The organism is Pseudoalteromonas sp. T1lg76, assembly GCF_002964725.1.
In the GTDB taxonomy this organism is placed as follows: Bacteria; Pseudomonadota; Gammaproteobacteria; order Enterobacterales; family Alteromonadaceae; genus Pseudoalteromonas.
In genome coordinates, this window is sequence record NZ_PQCE01000019.1 from 22,507 (window position 1) to 43,617 (window position 21,111).

General features: G+C 50.5%; 13 protein-coding genes and 1 pseudogene. 3 read left to right on the forward strand and 11 right to left on the reverse strand.

The window, feature by feature from the left end; translation table 11 throughout:
- Positions 1-4: 4 nt before the first annotated feature.
- From eda to glk, 4 genes are all read right to left on the reverse strand, one after another.
- Positions 5-625, reverse strand: coding sequence for a bifunctional 4-hydroxy-2-oxoglutarate aldolase/2-dehydro-3-deoxy-phosphogluconate aldolase (gene eda, locus C2M35_RS07720; RefSeq protein WP_105265015.1), 621 nt, complete (start codon positions 623-625; stop codon positions 5-7).
- 24 nt (positions 626-649) lie between these two features.
- Positions 650-2,512: a phosphogluconate dehydratase gene (edd, locus tag C2M35_RS07725; protein ID WP_105265016.1), complete on the reverse strand. Its 1,863-nt coding sequence runs from the start codon at positions 2,510-2,512 to the stop codon at positions 650-652.
- A 362-nt stretch (positions 2,513-2,874) separates the two neighbouring features.
- A complete protein-coding gene (locus tag C2M35_RS07730; RefSeq protein WP_105199227.1) occupies positions 2,875-3,912 on the reverse strand; it encodes a LacI family DNA-binding transcriptional regulator in 1,038 nt (345 codons plus the stop codon).
- An 18-nt stretch (positions 3,913-3,930) separates the two neighbouring features.
- Positions 3,931-4,980, reverse strand: coding sequence for a glucokinase (gene glk, locus C2M35_RS07735; RefSeq protein ID WP_105265017.1), 1,050 nt, complete (start codon positions 4,978-4,980; stop codon positions 3,931-3,933).
- Between the two features lie 354 nt (positions 4,981-5,334).
- Between glk and C2M35_RS07740 the strand changes: the two genes are divergently transcribed.
- Positions 5,335-6,360: a LacI family DNA-binding transcriptional regulator gene (locus C2M35_RS07740; protein WP_105199225.1), complete on the forward strand. Its 1,026-nt coding sequence runs from the start codon at positions 5,335-5,337 to the stop codon at positions 6,358-6,360.
- Between the two features lie 32 nt (positions 6,361-6,392).
- On the opposite strand, the gene C2M35_RS07745 is transcribed toward C2M35_RS07740, so the two are convergent.
- Positions 6,393-6,857, reverse strand: coding sequence for a hypothetical protein (locus C2M35_RS07745; RefSeq protein ID WP_158677939.1), 465 nt, complete (start codon positions 6,855-6,857; stop codon positions 6,393-6,395).
- Between the two features lie 253 nt (positions 6,858-7,110).
- On the opposite strand from C2M35_RS07745, the gene C2M35_RS07750 reads away from it, so the two are divergent.
- The gene (locus tag C2M35_RS07750; RefSeq protein ID WP_105265018.1) at positions 7,111-8,475 is read left to right on the forward strand and encodes a hypothetical protein; all 1,365 of its coding nucleotides are present in this window, start codon (positions 7,111-7,113) and stop codon (positions 8,473-8,475) included.
- A gap of 68 nt (positions 8,476-8,543) precedes the next feature.
- On the opposite strand, the pseudogene C2M35_RS07755 reads toward C2M35_RS07750, so the two are convergent.
- From C2M35_RS07755 to C2M35_RS07780, 6 genes and pseudogenes are all read right to left on the reverse strand, one after another.
- A pseudogene (locus tag C2M35_RS07755) lies at positions 8,544-10,942 on the reverse strand (glucan 1,4-alpha-glucosidase).
- 14 nt (positions 10,943-10,956) lie between these two features.
- Positions 10,957-12,444, reverse strand: coding sequence for an MFS transporter (locus tag C2M35_RS07760; RefSeq protein ID WP_105265019.1), 1,488 nt, complete (start codon positions 12,442-12,444; stop codon positions 10,957-10,959).
- Complete coding sequence (locus C2M35_RS07765; protein ID WP_105265020.1) at positions 12,434-14,275, reverse strand: alpha-amylase family glycosyl hydrolase; 1,842 nt, start codon at positions 14,273-14,275, stop codon at positions 12,434-12,436. Before C2M35_RS07765 ends, C2M35_RS07760 begins: the two co-directional genes overlap by 11 nt.
- Before the next feature lie 123 nt (positions 14,276-14,398).
- A complete protein-coding gene (locus tag C2M35_RS07770; protein ID WP_105265021.1) occupies positions 14,399-15,910 on the reverse strand; it encodes a tryptophan halogenase family protein in 1,512 nt (503 codons plus the stop codon).
- 62 nt (positions 15,911-15,972) lie between these two features.
- Entirely contained in the window at positions 15,973-18,771 is a 2,799-nt protein-coding gene (locus tag C2M35_RS07775; protein ID WP_105265022.1) for a TonB-dependent receptor, read from the reverse strand.
- A gap of 384 nt (positions 18,772-19,155) precedes the next feature.
- A complete protein-coding gene (locus C2M35_RS07780) occupies positions 19,156-19,323 on the reverse strand; it encodes a hypothetical protein (RefSeq protein ID WP_158677940.1) in 168 nt (55 codons plus the stop codon).
- Positions 19,324-19,425: 102 nt separating this feature from the next.
- Here C2M35_RS07780 and C2M35_RS07785 point away from each other — a divergent pair, with 102 nt between their 5' ends.
- Complete coding sequence (locus C2M35_RS07785; RefSeq protein ID WP_105265023.1) at positions 19,426-21,042, forward strand: alpha-glucosidase family protein; 1,617 nt, start codon at positions 19,426-19,428, stop codon at positions 21,040-21,042.
- Positions 21,043-21,111 lie beyond the last annotated feature (69 nt).

The window sequence follows — 21,111 nt, forward strand, 5'->3', positions numbered from 1 at the left end:
GTTATTATTTAAGTTGGCTGGCTTGGCGCGCAAGTTCTTCTATCGCTTGCCAGTCCTTGTTTTCGATTAATTTTTTATCCAGCATCCAGGTACCGCCGACACAGACTACGTTATCCAAGGCCAGGTACTCAGGTGCGCTTTGTAGGCTGATACCGCCGGTGGGGCAAAATTTAATACCGGGTAAAGGGCCACCGATGGATTTCAGCATGGCCGGACCACCCGCGGCCGCCGCCGGGAAAAACTTTAAAAAGGAGAAGCCACGCTCGGCGAGCCTCATTACTTCGCTTGGTGTGGCCGCTCCGGGCAAGAAGGGAATATCGCTTTGGCTGGCCAAGGCCAGTAATTCATCGTTCACGCCCGGGCTGACCATAAAGTCGGCACCGGCGTTTACTGAGGCTGCAAAAGTGGCCTTATCGATCACTGTCCCCGTGCCCACATAAGCGTCGGGAACGGTTTCTTTCATAATTTTCACTGCCTCTGCCGCCACCGGGGTGCGCAGGGTAATTTCCAAGGCGCGCAAGCCGCCCTTGTACAGAGCCTGAGCCAAGGGAGCGGCGTCCTCAAGGCGCTCAATCACCACCACGGGAACCACGGGTGCCGATGCTAATATCTGTTCTATTGCCATGTTAAATCCTCATTCCCAGTGACATTATTCTTGTTCGTAGGCCGGTGCGAAGGCACTGGCTCCTAAATCAGCGCTGCTGACAATATTTCTAAATCCGGCAAACAATTCCCGGCCGGTGCCGTAGGTGGCGCCGCTGTGCACCAGTTCGATGTCACGGGCGGCCAACTCTTCATCGCTGACATGCAGTTTTAGTACGCCGTTTGGCGCGTCTAATGTCAGCAAGTCGCCGTCTTTGATTTTGGCTATCATGCCGCCTTCAACCGCTTCAGGAGCCAAATGAATGGCCGCGGGTACCTTACCCGAGGCGCCGGACATGCGCCCGTCGGTAACTATGGCCACTTTAAAGCCTTGATCTTGCAAGCTGGCCATAACCGGGGTCAGCTTATGCAGCTCCGGCATGCCTTTGGCTTTTGGCCCCTGCTCCTTGATCACGGCAATAAAATCCTGGTTGAGTTCGCCGCGAGCAAAGGCGCTTTGCAGCGAGGCCTGATCGGCAAACACCTTGGCCGGAGCACTCACTACCTGATGTTGCTCCTGCACTGCGGAGACCTTGATCACCGCCTTGCCAAGATTGCCGGTCAGCAGTTGCAGACCGCCGCTGCGGTTAAATGGATTATCCGCCGGACGTAACACCTCCTGATCATGGGATTGCTCGGCGCACGGCACCCATTTCACCTTGGTCGGGCCATTGTTATCGGAGACGATTAAATTCACATCTTTATCCAGGCGCGGCTCTGTGGTGTAGGCTTCAAGCCCCTCACCCAAGATGGTTTTGACATCATTGTGCAGCAGGCCTTTGGCAAGCAATTGCTTCATCAAATAGCCCATGCCGCCAGCGGCCTGGAAATGGTTTACATCGGCAGAGCCGTTGGGGTAGATACGGGTTAACAGAGGCACGACTTCGGATAAGTCCGCCATGTCTTTCCAGGTCAGTTCAACACCTGCGGCCTTGGCCATGGCCACCAAGTGGATGGCATGGTTGGTCGAACCGCCGGTGGCCAAAAGGCCAACCAGACCATTGATAATGGTTTTTTCACTCATCACCTCGGCCATGGGCACCGCATCCTTACTTGTGACTAGCTGTTTAAGCATGGTCTCTACCGCGTGTGCGGTCAAACCATCGCGCAGCTCGGTATAAGGGTTCACAAATGAGCTGCCCGGCAGGTGCAGGCCCATGATCTCCATCAGCATTTGATTTGAGTTCGCAGTACCGTAGAAGGTGCAGGTACCGGCGCTATGATAAGACTCGCTTTCGGCCTTTAACAGCTCTTCACGGCTGACAAGGCCCTGGGCAAATTTTTGTCTTACGCGGGCTTTTTCTTTGTTGGGAATGCCTGAAGGCATGGGCCCTGCTGGCAGGAAAAATACCGGTAAATGGCCAAATGATAAGGCGCCAATAACCAGTCCAGGGACGATTTTGTCACACACGCCCAAACAGAATACGCCATCGAAAACATCGTGTGATAAGGCGATGGCCGTCGACATGGCAATCACATCGCGGGAAAACAGCGACAGGTCCATGCCATCACGCCCCTGGGTCACGCCATCGCACATGGCCGGCACGCCGCCGGCAACCTGAGCAGTGGCATCGAATTTGGTAGCGATTTGCTTAATTAAATCCGGGTATTCCTTATACGGCACATGGGCCGACAACATGTCGTTGTAAGAATTGATAATGGCTAAATTTGGCTTTTCATCACCGCTTAGACGCGCCTTGTCATCGCTTGTACAAGCCGCCATAACATGGGCAAGGTTGCCACATCCGATACCAGCACGTACGCGCGTTTGTGATTTAGCCGCTTGCATACGGGCCAAATAGGCGGCACGGCTCGCTTTACTGCGTTCGATTACCCGTTCGGTGACTTCTTTAATACGCGGATGCAACATAGTTCTGCTCTTTCTTGCCAGTAAGTCGATAAAAGGCTCAGCACATCAGTACAGACTCCCCGCACTGAGGTACTGAGCAGCTTGGATTACCCGTTCAAAGGTACGTTGCCAACTCGTCTCTCACAACCGAGCTGACACCGGTGTCAGGACATTAACTCACAACCCTGACACCGGTGTCAACCCTCCATGTAAATTTAGTCTAAAAAATCTATGTTGCGAGTTTTTGACCTTTTATTGCCATTTTTCACACCAGCTGAGGGCACTTGACAAAGATTGAAGAAAGAGCGCCGAAAACAAAAAACCAACACCTGGGCAAACCCGGATGTTGGTTTTTAATTTCCGTGCAATTGGGATTTAAAACGTTAGGACTTTGGCGCTGCGGTGGACTCGCGACAAATAAGTTTGGCTTCCAAGGTGATTTGCAGCGGCTCTTTTTGCTGCTCTTCATCGCCATTATCGCCCTGGTTGATTTGCTCGATTAAATGCTCAACCGCCAGGCGTGTCATCTCCTCCACCGGCTGGGCTATGGTGGTGAGCCCGGGCCAGATATGGCGCGCAATGGGAGCATTATCAAAACCGGCAATGGCAATATCGTCGGGGACCTTTAAATCCATTTGGGTGGCCGCTTTGAGTACTGCCGCCGCCATATAATCATTTGAGGCAAACACGGCGGTGGGTCTGGGGTCTAAATGCAATATGGTTTCGGCGCTGTCGGCACCTGAGTGATAGGAGAAATTCCCCTCTTCCACCAGATGCTCCTGATAGGCAATGCCATGTTCGGCAAGCGCCCGGCGATAGCCGTTAAAACGCTGCTCGGTGGCACTGTGATCCGGATGGCCCTTAATAAAGGCAATGTCTTTGTGACCGAGCTCGATAAGCAGCTCGGTAATTTCAAAGGCACCCTGCTCGTCATTGCTGCGCACCGAAATCGACTCATCATCGAGTTTCACCGAAGCCACCCGGGCAAAGGGCACTTTTTTCTGACGCAAAAAGGCCACCAGCTCACCGTGGTCGGAAAACGGTGGCGTTAATACCAGGCCATCGATACGTGAGGTTTGTAACAGTTGCTCAATATTGTCGAGCAGCGCCTGACCGCGCAGCTCACACGGATGGATCAAGAGATTAAAACCATGTTGATGGCAGGCCGCCAAAGCACCGCTTTGCAGACGGGTAATATAACTTTTCGAAGGATTATCGTATAAGCAGGCGATAATAAAGCTGCGATTACGGGCCAATCCCCGGGCAATAGGGTTAGGTGTATAGTCGAGCTCTTTAAAGGCCTTAAGCACCTTTTCCCGGGTCACGTCGCTGACGTTGGGCTCATTATTAAGCACCCGGGAGACGGTCTTTTTCGATACACCAGCATAGCTAGCAACACTGTTTATAGTTATCTTTTTCATCGTTGACTAGTATCTTCCTTAATCGCCTTGCCTTGTCGAACGGCCCGTTGAGCTCGCCGTTGGGCTCGCCGTATGAATACAGGCCGCGGCACCAATAAAGGGAATATGTTCTTGGCACACCAAGGTCACAGGTATTTGACTGTTATACTGCGACATCACCCCTTTAGCAATAAATCGTTCATTAAATCTACTGGTTAGCAGCCGCTGTTGCATACGCGGCAAAATACCGCCACCGATAAATACGCCGCCTAAAGCACCAAAGCTCAGGGCTATATCACCGGCAACGCTGCCAAGCCAATCGCAAAAATGGTTCAGGGTACGCTCGGCAATCATACATTCTTTATTTTCTGCCAGAGCCGCTATTTGCGCCGCATCTATGTCTTCTACCGTTTGCCCATGAACCTTGGCCATGGCGCGATACAAACGGGCGATGCCGGGGCCGGCAAAGACATTTTCCACCGACACATGTTGCAGGTCTTCGCGCAGCACATTATGCAATTGACGGTCTAACTCTGTCACCGGGGCCAAACTAATATGCCCCGCTTCACAGCTCATTACCGCCTGTTGACCCTGCGAGCGCACCAGACAAGCGGCGCCAAAGCCGGTGCCCGGTCCGAATACGGCGATATTGGCATGCTCCTGGGCAATGCCTTGCTTAACGCAGATATTATCGCGCTCATTCAAATAAGGAGCGGCATAGGCAAAGGCGGCAAAATCGTTGATCACTTGTAAATTGTCAAACCCGAAACGCCGCTTCAGTTGCTGGGTATTGAATTGCCACCCCAAATTGGTGAGCATCACTTCTGCCCCCTTAACCGGACCGGCTACTGCCAGACAGGCTCGGGTAATGCTGATGGCATTAATCTGAGATAAATAGGCATCGACCGCGTCTTCAAAAGATTTAAAGTCGCAGCTTGGAAAGGTGTGCTGATGTTCAATGGCGAAAGATTTGCTGCTATTGCAGTAGTCGGTAATTAACGCAAAACGGGCGTTAGTGCCGCCAATGTCGGCGACTAAAATAGGTGCAAAAGCCACCTTGTTACCTGCCTGTGGACCTGATGAACTCATTGTCGTTTCTCTTTTTTAATTTATACCAAGTTTTTGGGATTTCCAGGTTTTCCCCAGAGCATTACTTAATCCCAACATTGACTTACCTGGCATAAACTTATTAAGTTTATGTTAGCAGTTCTTTTTTCGCGCTACTGAAAAAAGTGCTGCCCGGGCAGCGGGCAGCCAAACCGTTTTGTGACAACAAAATGATAAAACGCCGACATTATGACACCGGTGTCAGACGGGGATCAATAAAAATTTTCAGTTCCCGCTAAAAATATTGCAAAATGCGCCCCCTATTCGGCCTAATGGCCAAGTGCAAATGCGCACCTAGAATTTCAGCCGGGTTTGTATTAACCCATGAGGACATACATGAAAGGTAAAGCCACCTCCTTCGATATCGCGCACTATGCCGGGGTATCGCAATCAACGGTGTCACGGGCACTGCGCGGCAGCCCCTTGGTCAATGAAGAAACCCGCCGTCGGGTGGTCGAGGTAGCGCGTAAGCTCAATTACAAGGTCGATAAAAATGCCAGTAACCTGAGGGCACAGCAAAGCTCGACTCTGGCGGTACTGCTGTTTGAAGACCCAACCTCGGATGAGTCTCAGATCAACCCCTTTTTCTTGTCCATGCTCGGCTCAATTACCCGAGCCTGTGCCAAGGCCGGCTATGATCTGTTGGTGTCCTTTCAATCCAGCAGCAACGACTGGCACGCCGATTATGCCGAAAGCCACCGCGCCGATGGTATTATCCTGCTCGGCTATGGCGACTATATGGACTATCAAAGCAAGTTTGAGCGCCTGCTAGAGAGCGATACCAAGTTTGTGTGCTGGGGTGCCAATGTTGAAGGACGCCCGGAGTTAACCGTCAGCTGTGACAACAGTCGCGGCGGCGCCCTGGTGGCCGAGCACTTAATTGAATTAGGGCGCACCGACTGTGCCTTTATCGGCGATACATCACACCATAGCCCGGAGTTCAGCGCCCGCTTTAATGGCTTTGCCGAGCGCCTTAAAACTCATGGTGCTCATGTGAGCGAACGCAAAATAGCCACCGCAATTTCCACCGAGGAGTCCGGCTATCAGGCGACCAAGTCCTTATTGGCCAATAACATTAAATTTAATGCCCTGTTTGGCGCCAGCGACCTCATTGCCATAGGCGCCATTCGCGCATTGCAGGAGGCAGGCTTAAGGGTGCCCCATGATGTGTCCGTGGTTGGCTTTGATGACCTGGCTGTGGCGCGTTTTTGCACCCCACCACTGTCGACTGTGCAGCAAAACACCACACTCGCCGGGCAAATGCTGGTCGCTAATTTATTGAATTTGATAGCAAAGCAGGAAGTGGATGTTGCCAGCAGCGTCTTACCACCACAATTGATTGTTAGACAATCAAGTAAATAGGTAATGCAGTTTTATCTAATAGAAAGGCAGTGTTAGGAAATAATAACCTTTTCTTTTAGCCCTTGTGGCAAGGGTAAACCGAGTTTACTCTTGCCTCTTATCTCCCATATTTCATCCACTTCGGCGGCATCGACCTCTAATATAAAGCCGTCTGACAGGCTGATAAATCCAAGTCTCGATGCAAGCTGTTCATCATGGGTTATTAAACCAAATGCTTTGGAACGAGAACTATATCCGCAAATAATAAACTCCAGCCCCTTGTAACGCCCTCTTGTTGCTACTTCATAAGCATTGTTCATATCGGCAATCTTGATGCTTTTACAATAGCGGCCTTCGTTGTCATCTAATTTAAACCCCTTGATATAACCCAACTTTTTTGCATAGGAGATTTCTCTCATATGATCTATATCTGGGTCTGATATGCCATGCCCGTAATACTCCCTGACCAGCATATGGGTATTATTATACAGGGTGTAGGTTCCATTTCTTATTTCCACACTATTACCTCGAGTAAAGCTGGTTTCTCTCGTTTATATCTACGCCAACTTACATCAGGTAAATTCATTACGCCTAGTTTAACGATCACTTCTTAACAGCGTCTAGATAAAACGACCTAGAATACTCACAGGAGTATAACGCACACTTTGACACACATGTTAATTAACTCCTTGTTTTATTTACAATAATAAATCAAGGGCTATTATGAAAATGCCCCCCTAGTCAATAACAATAAAAGAAGGAACTTGTCCTATGTATCGCAGCTTTTTCCTAAGTGCATTAAGTATTGCCGTATTAGCCGGTTGTGGTGGCTCTGGCGGCTCTGATTCAACAACGCCCCCTGAACCCAGCGGTAAAACGTTAACCATTACCGCTGTGTATAGGGACGCGTGTGGCAACGAAACCCCGGACGGGGATGCAGCCCTGATCATACATAATGCCGATTATTCCAACAAAGCCACGGTGTATGCCGATGACAATGGCGTCATTAGCTACCCAACAACGAAGGATCACGAAACATTTTCTTTAGTCAGGCTAGTCCAAGAGAAAATCGATGGTATTACGCCCGTAGATTTGCTCACCTTCGTTGACCACCCTGTGATCGATTTAGGAAAAAACGCTTTGCAAACGGATGATACCAGTGCATGTGAATGTAGGACCAGCAATGTACAAGTAGCCATCCCCGCACGCGTTAACAGCTATGTAGAAAGTAGCATGTTATATGGTGCAATGTTCCACACCTATCAAAAAGGCGTTGGTTCAGTCACGTACCAAGCAGTTGTTCAGTGTAAACAAAGTGGTTCCGAGCAATGGCCGCAGCTTTCTGTGATTAACCAGTTTAGCTCGCCTGAGCAAGCGTATGGCGCTTTATTCGCCGACCTCAATGACGGCGGCACAACTGAGGTTGCAGCGGAGCTTGTCGGTACCCCTGTTGTCATTAATTCTGATATGTTTTACAAGCAAGTCTCTGCTATCGTTGATAGTAATAGTCACTTGTACAATTATGGAGTTAACGGCTCCAAAGATGTCTTCGCTTTCACCCATCAAAGCATAGAGAACCACAGCATTACTGCATACGAACATGAAAATTTAGACAATCCATCCGGTGATGGGTACGTCATCACCTCATCAACTGTCAGAACCAAAGAGATTAATCAAACATTTGATTTACCACCCATGGCTCTGAGTTTAGATGACCTGGCCTCTGTACTGACTCTTGACGGTCAATATTATGATATAGCCCAGAGCGGAGTAGACTACGCTTTCATTTTCATTGGCATGGAAGCCTCCTACAATACTCGGCCACTTCTTGCTTGGAGTATTTTTGCGCCGCCAAGCGGCACAAGTGTAAATATCGAAAATTTAAACCTTGCTGAGTTTATAGATGAGTCAGTACTTGAGTCTAAGGTGAATTCACTAAGTATGTCTGTAACAGCTAGAGACTATGGCGGCATAGCCGGCTACGAAGACTATATGAAGCGACGTCCGACTAGACAACCCAGTACCTTTAATGACCCTGAATATGCGCAAGCTAAAACCAAGACAGTTCAATTGACAGTAAATGATCTTAATTACTCACAATCAGCCTTGTCTAACCTAATATCGACACAGTTTTAAACGACTCCACACTAAAATGCCGCCTATAAATATAGGCGGCATTTTTTGTCTAATTGGTCGCAGCCCAATTAATCTTGCTTAAGTTTTTGCTCTACCACAGGATAGTGATCCCACACCCGTTTATCGCTTAGTGAGCGCAGCAGTTTCACGTATTCGGCGTGAGTCCATGCCAGAGGTGTGGCCGAGTTGGTGCCCTGCCCCATCTCATAACCGAAGGGGTTAACGCCAACGCCATCCCATACCTGCTCGGGTAGCATCATGCCCTTATTGGCAAAGCCTTCCATACCGCGTACATAGGTTTGCTGGATATCCGCATACTTCTGCGCCGCAGCGTCGCCTGTTAGCGATTGCGCCACGGCAATTTCATAGTGACCGCGCTCACCGGTAAAGAAGGGCCATACGCGACCGCGTTGACCATCGCTATTCACTCCACCCTCGGCGTAGTTGGTACCACGTTTTTCATCTTCACCATAGCCATCGTTACCGTAACGGCGCCAGCCCGGGAAGGCCTCGCCTTCGGCATCGGTGAAGCTGTATTTAACGCGCAGGTTTTCCGCTAGGGTTTGGTCATCGTACTCCGGCAGTGATTCGAGTACCGAGTCACTGCTTGCTGCACGTACGCCATAACGCACCAGCTCCAGGAAACCGCCATCGAGGATCTGCTTCTTATCCATGCCCTGACGGCCATTGTTGGCGGCCAACTTGGTATCGGCATTGGCATTCAGGTCCTGAGCGATACGCACAAAATAACGGCCATTGGCATTGTCGCCCTTGAGCGTACCCTTGGTAGTAAACATCAGGGCTTCAACGTCCTGGTTATATTGTTTGGCCGTTGCTAGGTAACGTGCAGCATTTTTATCATCGCCGCTGAGCTTGGCGATTTCCGCGGCACTGATAAGGCCCGCAATGACCGCGGCCGTGGTTGAGGGCGAATAACCGGCCTGCTCTTCCCAACGCTCTTGTTGGGTTAACGGCGGGGTGATCTGCACATCATTCCAAAGAATTTTCGCCAGGCCACCGTCAACGAGAAAGTCGGCGGCAGGTTTAAGCATATCTGCATACCAGTTGCTTAGCTCTTCCTTGGTGAGTACCTCACCCTGGTAAAGTTTCCACGCCAGCATAATAGGCATGGCGGTTTGATCCAGCTGAACACCCACCCATTCCAACTCACCATCAACATGGGTCTTTTGTAAGAACCAGCCACTGTCGCCCTGATTGCCGGGCGTGTTTTCACGCACCTGAACCTTAGGCAGGTAGTTGAATGCAGCCTTGGCGGTGTCACTGTCGCCCATGGCCAAAAACGCCATGGCCACCTGATAGAAATCACGCACCCAAACCGCCTTATAGCCTGTGTGCCCCTGCTCGGCTTTGACCGTATCACCCCAAGGGTTCGACAAGGACGCAATAAGCGCGCCAGCATGGGTTTTATCTTCCTGCGCTTTAAGCACAAGAGCACTGGTGTTAAGCAGCTTGCCGCCGTCTTTGGTCGCAGCATATAAATCTGTTACAGACAGGCTTTGCAAATAGTCCTGCCAGCCAATAAAGTCGCCTTCGCCATTGTAATGCGCCAATACTGTGTCATAGCCTCGACTCAGGGTCTTTTGCCCCTCGGCCAGAGCGTTTTGCTCCGTGTTGCCATAGCTCAGTACCAAATCAAATTCGGTACCTTCTTTAATCTCACCCAGGGTCGCACTCATGGTGACGTTCCCGGTTTGCTCGCCGGTGCTGGTGTAGCGGGCAAAGCTATTACCTTTATTGAGCTGGGTTAAACGGTCGCTTGACCGAAAAAGCCTACCGAAGCATCTTTTAGGCCCTGTTTGCTTTGCAGGCTTAAGAAGTGTTTGCCTTGGCTGTAGGCAAGCAATGCATCGCCGGCCACCTTGGCGCTGTCATTTAAGCCATCATTATTTACATAGGGGTTAACCTGCACATGGGCGCTTAGGCCAGGCTGGTTTGCTTCAAAGCGCACACGCACCATCAGTGACTGAGCATCCGGATCGGTAAAGATATCCTTGATAATACGAAAACGCCCCTGCTCATCTTCACTGGTTACCCGGTAGGCCAAAGAAAGCGGACGGCCTTGCTCGTCGGTATCCAGGTACTCAACCGTGTTTTTTAAGCCATCTTGCTCGCTGACCACAAAGTCATCGCCGGTGACAATAAACTGCATATCGCGAATTTGCGCCTGGTGGATAAGGCCAAACATGGTTTCGGTGATCATGCCTTTCGCCAGGGAGAACCACACCTTAGACACGGCGCCTGTACTGGCTTGGTCGCTGTATTGACCATTGTCATAGGCCTCAAATGAGGTGCCTATGCCGGTTTTGCCCGAATAGGCCCAATAAGGGGTGTCACCAGGAGCACCCGGCGCTACCGCCTGTACCTGAGTTGTTTGCTGCTCGGCGCTGTTACAGCCCGTCAGCCCTGCGACCAGCATGGCCGCCATAATTGAATTTAAAACTTTCACTGAGTGTCCCCTTATTATTTTACTAATTTGACTCGACTAACCGCGATGGCACCTAGGACAAAGGAAATGCCGCCAATCACTAAGGCATAAATAGGCTGGTTGGCGAACCCATGCTTGAGAATAAGACCCAGGATGCTGGCCGCGAGCAACTGTGGAATAACGATAAAGAAGTTAAAAATACCCATGTAGACCCCCATTTTTGCGCTCGGCAAAGTGGTCGATAGCATGGCGTAAGGTAAAGAGAGAATCGACGCCCAGGCAAAACCTATGCCTACCATGGGCAACATCAACCAGCTTGGATCTGCAATAAACATAAAGCTGATTAGCGCCGCCGCGCCTAAGATAAGATTCAGCGCATGGGTCAAACGTATGCCCATGCGCTTAACCATGATAGGAATAATCAAGGCAGCCAAAGCGGCAAAACCATTGTAGGCGGCAAACAGTACCCCCACCCAGTCGGCACCGTCGTTATAGGCCTTGGAAGTCACATCTAAGGTATCGTAGTGGTAACTGGTTACCGCCGCCGTGGTATAAATCCACATGGCAAACAGTGAGAACCAGCTGAAAAACTGCACCCAGGCCAGCTGGCGCATGGCCGTTGGCATGGTGAAAACATCGTAAACCACGGCGAAAAAGCCGTTTTCTGTGTATTCCTTCGCTCGCTGCCACAGGGCAATGCCTTGCAACAAGGCAAAGGCCACTAGTCCGGCGCCCAGCAGATACAGCTCTTTTTCCAGATCTAGGGCCGTCACCAAGGCGATAATAGACACGCCAATCACACCACTGATGCTCATGGTGCGGCCAAAATTAATCTCTTGCTTTTGCGTGTCGCTCTCAAGATGCGCTTCGCTCTTTTCAAACGCCGCCAACTGCTCTGGACTGTATTCCTTGGTGGTAAACACTGTCCACATCACGCTCACCAATAAGAAGGCACCGCCAATATAGAAGGCATATTGCACCGACTCAGGGATCACCCCGGCAGCGGCAGTATTGCTGACATCAAACCAGTTACTCAGAATCCAAGGCAGACTTGAGGCCACCACGGCGCCTATGCCGATAAAGAAGCTTTGCAGCGAATAACCCAGGGCCCGCTGTTTATTCGGCAGATTATCGCCCACTAAGGCACGAAACGGCTCCATGGTAACGTTAATGGACGCGTCCATAATCCACAGCATACCGGCGGCAACCCACAGAGTTGGCGAGTTCGGCATTACCAGAAGTGCTGCCGTGGTCACTATGGCACCATAGAAAAAGTAAGGACGACGACGGCCTAAGCGTCCCCAGGTTTTATCGCTCATATAGCCGATGATCGGCTGTACGATCAAACCGGTTAAAGGCGCTGCGACCCAAAGAATGGGAATATCATCGATATCGGCACCCAGGGTTTGGAAAATACGACTGACATTGGCATTTTGCAGGGCAAAGCCGAATTGTATGCCCATAAAGCCCAAACACATGTTCCAAATTTGCCAGAAGCTCAGGCTAGGCCTTTCAATATTCATCTACTTGGATCCCCATCTGAAACACGGTAACGCCCTGATATGGCAACTTGATTGGAATTTCCTTATCTAAATACAGAGGATCCGTACCCAGGAGGGTTTTCCCGACCATGGCTTCCTCTGGCTCAATATCCACAAACACCGGATGCTTGCCAAAGTTAGCAACCACGACAATACGCTGATCGCCTAGCCTGCGCTCAAAACTGATCACTGCATGGGGCGCCGAGTTTGGCACTGGGATCAGCTCACCGGCGACAATTGCAGGAAGAGAATTAAGCGCCATCAAATCTATATAAAACTGGCGCAGCGCACGCTGCTCATCGTTAAGCGCGCCGCCGTCGAACTTGCCGCCATTCATCCACTGCTGATGCGCGGGCACGCCGATATAATCAAAAATACTGGTGCGCGTTGGGTCGCCGAATCCCGGCTCTTCAGAGCCGTCTTCGCCCACGGTTTGGCCGAAATACAGCATGCTAGGTGAGCGCCCAATCAGGGTTGAGACCGTCATCGCCGGCTTGCCCCAGCGCATATCGCCAGCAAAATCCGGGCTCGCCAGGCGCTGCTCATCGTGGTTTTCCAAAAAGTGCAGCATATGCTGTTCAATATCTGCCACCTCTTGGTGCGTTGCCAGCAGCTCGCTGGCCTCTGCTTTACCTTGAATAATGGCCTTAAGGCTGTCGTAGAAACCGACCTTGTCGTACAGGTAATCCATCTTGCCTAAATGAATATAAGGGCGGTACAGCTCGGGGTTATAAACCTCGGCCAGCAAGAAGGCATCCGGGTTGCTCATCTTGATGGAGGAGTTTAAAAAGCTCCAAAATTCCACCGGCACCATTTCCGCCATATCGTAGCGGAAGCCATCGACGCCCTTTTCGAGCCAGTATTGGGTGATATCGCGGAACTTATACCAGCTATCGGGCAGCTCCTGCTCCTGCCAAAAGGCATAATGGGCACGATAATCCAGCTCGGCGTAGTTATCCGGCAAACGGGGGAAGTCATAGCTGCCATCCGGCTTGACGCCATAGTTGATCTTTACCGTTTCATACCAGTCGTTAATATCCGGCTGGGCCTTGCGAGCACCATTACCTGTCCATTTCGCCGGGCTTTCGGCAAATTTACCGTCCGCAAGCGGGTGGCTTTGGCCGCCCAGCACCTGATAGTTGGTGTCTTGGGGAACAATAAAGTCCTCACCGGCCACATAATAGAAGTTGTTGTCGCGCTTATAAGCGACACTGGTATCGTCATTGGCACCGAAATCTGCAGTGCCCTGAGGCTTGCTGACGGAATGATAATCGCGGGCGACATGATTGGGCACTATGTCGATGATCACCTTCATGCCATGCTTATGGGTGCGTGCGATCAGCTCTTCAAATTCACGCAGGCGGTCGGCGGGTTTGGATGCCAAGTCCGGATTCACATTGTAGTAATCCTTAATGGCATAGGGCGAGCCGGCGCGGCCTTTAACCACGTCTGGATCATCGCTTGGCAGGCCAAAATCGCTGTAGTCGGTCACCATGGCATGGTGCAAAACACCGGTATACCAGATATGAGTCACACCTAATTCTTTAATGCCTATAAGCGCCGCATCATTGAAATCCGCAAATTTACCGACGCCGTTTTGCTCCAGCGTGCCCCAGGGTTCATTGGTGCTCTTGGTATTACCAAATAAACGGGTAAATACCTGATAGACCACGGGCTTTTGCATCTGCTGCATGCCCTGCTCTGCGGTGCTTTCAGTGCTTGTGTCTTGTTGTTGTGGCGGCTGGCCACAGGCGACAAGCACGGCGCTGAGCGACAGTGCCAATAACGGCGTTTTCAACTTGCTATTTATCATTCGCTTACTTTATTTATCTTTTGTTATGACAAAAATATTACGTGCTCTGGACCCGCTTGGGTATGGCGTGCATACGTATTCAAACCAGTCCGGTGCCATATTATCCGCGGATTCAGGCGAGTATCAGCGCCCTTGTTTGGCGCCTTTTACTAAGGTACCGAGATAATCCTGGTGGCTCGGCATTTGTGCCACTGTGCGCTCAATTAAGGTGCGCAAACTGGCCAACAATTCGCCGCGCTGCTCGGCGCTAAATTGCTCTGCCAAGGGATGATGTTGCTGCGGCCAGCAATTTTGTCCAAGCAACACCTGCTGCCAGGCAACCTCGGCGAACAGCTCATCCTGATAGCGAAATACCGTACCCGTTTTTTTAAACAGTTCCAGCTTTTGCGTTAAAGACTCCGGCAATTCCATGCTTTGGCAGTGGCGCCAAAAGGCGCTGTCTTGGCGTTGGTTCAAGGCATAGTGGAGAATGATAAAATCGCGAATTTGCGCCATTTCCGTACTAAATTGCCGATTATAGGAATCCCGCGCCTCAGTGCTAATCTCCCTCTGGGGGAAATGTTTAACCAGTCGAATAATCGCCGTTTGAATAAGGTGAATACTGGTGGACTCCAAGGGCTCCAAGAAGCCACTGCTGAGGCCAATGGCCACCACATTGTTTTGCCACTGTTTGCGTCGCTGCCCGGTGCGAAATTTAATAACCCTGGGCTCGGTAATGGGCTTACCCGGCAGGTTTTCAAGCAACTGGGTCATTGCCTGCTGCTCATCCATATACCGGGAGCAATACACCAAACCGTTACCCATGCGATGTTGTAGCGGGATTTGCCACTGCCAGCCACACTCGCGGGCGATGGCCCGGGTATAAGGTTTAGGGCTGTGCCCTTCGGGCAATTCGCATTGCACCGCAATGGCACGGTCGCACGGCAACCAGTGGCCCCAGTCTTCAAAGCCCACTCCCAGGGTTTGCTCGATAAGCAAAGCACGCAGGCCGCTGCAATCGATAAACAAGTCGGCTTCAATCTCGCTGCCGTTGTCGAGCGTCAGGGCGCGAATATCGCCGTTGTTATGCTGACTCACCTGCATCACCTTGGCATCTATGCGCGTCACACCCATGGCCTCGGCACGCTCACGTAACAATTGGGCATAAAGTGAAGCATCGAAATGATAGGCATGTTGGGTGCCGGGCAATTGTGTACCGGGTATCTGTGCCAAGGGTGTAAAACGCTCGGCTTTGGCAGCCTGATAATTTAATGAGTAATCCCACAGCGAGCCGCTGTAACCCTGCTCTTTTGCGGCATGAAAAATATGGTGGAAGTCACAAAAGGGAAACGCCTTACCGAGTGAGCCAAAGGCATGCATATAGCGCTCGCCCACCTGCCCCCAGTTTTCGAACTCAATACCCAGTTTAATGGTGGCGCTGGTGCACTCTACCAGGGTTTGCTCGTCTATGCCAAGGGCCTGATTAAAAGCGACTATCGGGGGAATGGTGGCTTCGCCTACCCCTACTGTGCCAATTTGCGTCGACTCCACCAGGGTAATATCCAGACGCTCGCCCATCAGTTTTGCCAATAAGGCCGCACTAAGCCAACCAGCGGTACCACCACCGAGGATCAATACCTTTTTCACTTCCGCCATTATCCTGCTCCTGTGAAAAAGCCCTTGAAAATTCAAGGGCTTTTTTTAACTTCAGTTAAGAGTTATAGCTCATACTTGAAGCCCAGCAAGTAAGTACGACCATAATCCTGGTAGTCACGTACTTGCAGCGAGTTATCACCTTGCAGTGATACAAACGGCTCTTCGGTGATGTTTTGTACCTGGAAGGTCATTTCCAGACCTTCTAGGCCGGCAATACCCGACTCACCGAAGTCATAACCGATTTGCGCATCCCAAATGGTCTCGCCTTGGATAGCAACCTGATCGGTTGAGAAACCAGGGCCATAGATATCGCCTTTAAAGTCGCTACGCTTACGCATGCTGGTACGGGCACTGAAACCATAACGCTCATAGTAAAGAGTAAAGCTTTGAATACTATCAGACAGACCCGGCAGTTCATATTCATCACCGTTAGGGGTTTCCACATCCTGCTCTACGCCTGTGTGGCTGGCCAGTAAACCAAAACCTTCAAGCTCATCGGCAAAAAGATTGAACGGCAGCGCAAGTGATAGTTCGTAACCCCATAGGTCGCCGCCACCGCCATTGATTTTACCCGAGCCGGTCGCCGTGCTGTGCTCCGGCACTAGACCAGTGGCCGGATCGGCAGTGCCGCTCATATCCGCTTCATAAATACCGTCGAAAATCCACTCGTTCAGGTCCTTGTAGAACACGGCAACGGAGAAGTAGCCTTCATCACTGAAGTAGTTTTCATAGCTTAAGTCAAAACCTGTTGCTTCTTTTGGCTCCAGCGATGGGTTACCACCGGATACAGACCAGTGATTACCGTTTTCATCAGGTCGATCCGGATTGTATGAGGCATCGATAGAGGCATTCATTTCATCCAGACGAGCACGAGAAATAGTCTTAGCTGCACCAAAACGTACGGTTTGATCTTCTGTAATGGCAAAGTTCAGGTTGATGCTAGGTAACAAGTGTGAGTAATCGTGACTGATATCGGTTGGCTCTGCCACTACTAGGCCATCGGCGTCAACGCTAAAGGCATAACCTTGTGACGATTGCTCGGTGCGTACATAACGCAGACCAACATTACCTGTCACTGGCACATCGCCCAAAGCGGCATCGATATTGGCTTGCACAAAGGCGGCCGTCACTTCTTCTTGCACTGTCCAAGAACGCGTTAAGTGCTTAGAATCGGTCAGGCTCTCGGCCATTAGATTATAATAACCGTCGTCAACAAGGGCGCGGGTATCGTAAGCGATCATCTCGCCCATGCCGATAAAGCTAAGATCGGCTGTACCTAAACGGTATTGCTCTGGTACCACTAGCATGCCTGGGTTGCTCAATGAGAAATCCGCAAGCGTCATAAAGTAACCTTCAGACAGCTTGGTCTTTTCACGGTCACGGTACGAGATACCAAAATCTATGCTATTGATATATTCGTTGTCGAGCAGCTTTTTGGCCGCTAGTTTTAACGTCGTCAGTTCATCTTCAACTTCCGGCGCATTAATAAAGCCATCTTGAGCGGTATTTTGATACTCAGTGCCAGTCAGGCCGTAGTGATTATTTAATGCGGCGCTGTGACCCCAGGATAGCGGGCCACCTAGTTGGATCAGGTTAAAGTCACTGTAATCCAGACCATGAGTAAACTGGGCGCCTGTGTTGCCACTGTTGAAGGTGTAGCCCAAATCATCGGCTACGCCATTGTTGTCGCCGCGACCAGTACCCGAATAACTTTCGATACTCCATACCTGACGGTCTACTTCAGAGCGGCTGGCGTCGAATTCAACCGACCATTCATCACTTACTTGATACTCAAGATTAAAACCAAACTGAGTAAGCTCGGCCTTACGCTCTTCAAAGTCGTTACGTACGACAACGCGCTGACCTTGGGTAATTGCACTGGTAACAAATCCCGTTTCATCATCAACGACCAGTGGTGTTCTGGTACCCTGACCCCAGGCAAAAGGTACCTCGATACCACGGAGGATCTTCTCATCAGAGAAATCCACATACAGGGCGTCAAAGGTCATGTTCAGGTCGCTGGTCGGCGCATATTCAAGCACCAACATGGCCGAGTCGCGCTCTAGTGTAGAAGAGCGAACGAAAGGTTTGGCGCCGCCCAGGATAGAATAGGTGTTGCCATCGGGCGTTTCAACATCAGGGTAACCCCATGAGTTCCAACGCTTTTCCTGGTTAGGCGAGCTCATGGTGGTGTACGCAAAGGCCACACCCAAGGTATCATCGGCAAATTGATCGATATAAGAGATGGTGCCACGGAAACCTTTATCGTCGCCATCCGGGTTTAACTTATCGAAACTGGTTTGCTCAAATTGACCATTGAATTGGATAACCTGCTCGCCCTTGCTTAAAGGACGTACGGTTTGCATGTCGATCACACCGGCGATGCCTTCGGCTTCAATCGAGGCACTCGGTGTTTTATATACGGTTACGCCGCTCATGATCTCAGAAGGATACAGGTCGAACTCAACACCACGGTTATCGCTGATTGAAACCTGCTCGCGACCATTAAAGGTAGTGGCGCTTTCGTTTTCGCTAAAACCACGTACGCTAACGCGTGATGCACGGCCATCTAGGCGCTGGGCAGTTAGACCCGGTAGACGCGCGATTGACTCGGCAATAGATGAATCCGGTAGCTTACCAATGTCTTCGGCAGAAATAGACTCTACCACTTCGTTGGCGAAACGCTTGGTGTTGATTGACTCGGCGACGCTGCGGCGGAAACCGCGCACTTCGATCACTTCAACCTTTTGTTGCTCTTCGATGTTCGCGGCGTCATTTTCTTGCGCCAACGCAACATTGCTACTGGCAACCCCGGCGCTGATCAGCGCAAGAGTTAGCATACTTGGTTTGAACATAGACATACTGTTTTACCCCAATTAACCATAATGTGTGGCCGAACGAGGTGGAAGTTAGCGCTGCACCAAGTTGGCTCATGTTGTTGTCACAAAAAATACTAACTCCCGTGCTAAATTAATAACAAATTTATGCATACGTATTCAGGCCCCGCAACAGGTATTTTATTAACATTAAGGTTACAACAACTGTTACATCATTATAGCCATAACGCCCACTGACGCACCCTGCAGCGAGGACGCATTTGTAAACGTCTTGGGTGGCAAATAAGAAGCCATTACAACAGGGTAAATGTTAATAAAAGCCCGACCTCTGTCACCACTTGGTTTGCTCAAGCCCAAGCCTTGATTTATACGCTCGACACAGTGTTAATTGGTCAGACCAAAATAAAATTACACCATGCTGGTGCAAAACCCTGCCGCAACGCCCAAATTCAGTGCATTCTCATTATTGCATTTATGACAACCAAGTAATTTATTTTCCCCATTGGTAAACTTGGTTTGAGTTACTTCCAGCCCCTTTTGCAGCCCAATAGGAGGCTTTTGCTTCTTTTTCTGCATACGTATCCACAATGCATACGTATGCAGTTCTTTTACAAGCCTTTGTAGCATGCCGTATTCTTTTCTCAGTTTGACTAATTAGGTTTTCATCTGGAGTGTGATATGGCAAACCCACAATGGTGGAAAGGTGCGGTTATTTACCAAATTTATCCCCGCAGTTTTCAAGACACCAATGGCGATGGCATTGGCGATCTTCGCGGTATTATCAACCGCTTAGACTATATTAACGATCTCGGCGTGGATGCCGTGTGGATCTCGCCGTTTTTTAAGTCTCCGATGAAAGACTTTGGCTATGATATTAGCGACTACCGCGATATCGACCCCCTGTTTGGCGACCTTGCTGACTTCGATGAGCTGATAGCCGAAGCCCATAAACGTGACATCAAGATTATTATCGATCAGGTATTAAGTCATACCTCAGATCAGCACCCTTGGTTCTTAGCAAGCCGCGAAAGCAAAGACAATGACTTATCCGACTGGTATGTGTGGGCCGATGCCAACGAAGACGGCACTCAGCCGAACAACTGGTTGTCTATTTTCGGCGGTCCGGCATGGCAATGGGAGCCCCGTCGCGGTCAGTATTATTTGCATAACTTCTTAACCGAGCAACCGGATCTTAACTTCCATAACCCGGACGTACGTAAAGCGGTACTCGATAATGTTGAGTTCTGGTTGGAAAAAGGCGTTGATGGTTTCCGTTTGGATGCCATTAATTTCTGCTATCACGATGCCCAGCTCCGTGACAATCCGGCCAAGCCGAAGGAAAAACGTCAGGGTCGTGGCTTTAGCGAAGATAACCCTTACGCCTTCCAATACCACTATTACAATAATACACAGCCAGAAAACCTAGAGTTTATGCGCGATATCCGGGCCCTGCTCGACAAGTACCCAGGCACAGTAGCGCTGGGTGAGATCTCTTCGGAAGACTCCTTAGCGACCATGGCCGAGTACACCTCAGGTGGCGACAAACTGCACATGGGTTACAGCTTTGAGTTGCTAACCAATGACTACAGCAGTGCATACATTCGCACCACGGTGGAAACCTTAGAAGCGCGTATGCTTGAAGGCTGGCCGTGCTGGGCCTTTAGCAACCATGATGTGGAGCGCGTTGCCAGCCGCTGGTCACCAAGCGGCGAAATACAGCAACAGCAGGTGAAAATGTTGACCGCACTCCTAGCGTCACTGCGCGGCAGTGTGTGCATGTATCAAGGTGAAGAACTGGGTCTGGGCGAAGCCAGCGTGGCGTTTGAAGATCTACAAGACCCTTATGGCATCACCTTCTGGCCAAACTTTAAAGGCCGTGACGGTTGTCGTACGCCCATGCCTTGGCAAGACACTGAACAAGGCGGCTTTAGCAGTGCCAAGCCCTGGCTGCCACTGAGCCCTGCCCACCTGGTAAACAATGTGGCCTCACAACAGCAAGAGCAGGACTCTATCCTTAAGGCCTATCAAGAGTTTATGCATTGGCGTCGCAGTCAGAGCGTATTGCTTGAAGGCGATATCGCCTTTATTGACAGCGATGAGCCAATCTTAGCGTTTCGTCGTCAGCATCAGGGCAAAACCCTGCTGTGTTACTTCAACCTGGCAGCGCAGAGCGCACAGATAGACCTAGAGGCACAGCCTGTGCAGCAGTTTAACCAGCTTAGCCATCACACCGGCACGCTTGAGGGCAACACCCTGACTCTGCCTGGCTTTGGTTGCTGGTTCGCGCAGCTTTAAGCACGCTTTAAGCACGCTTTAAGCAAGCTTAAAACCGGTCAACAAGATTCACAGTGACTAGCGCACACC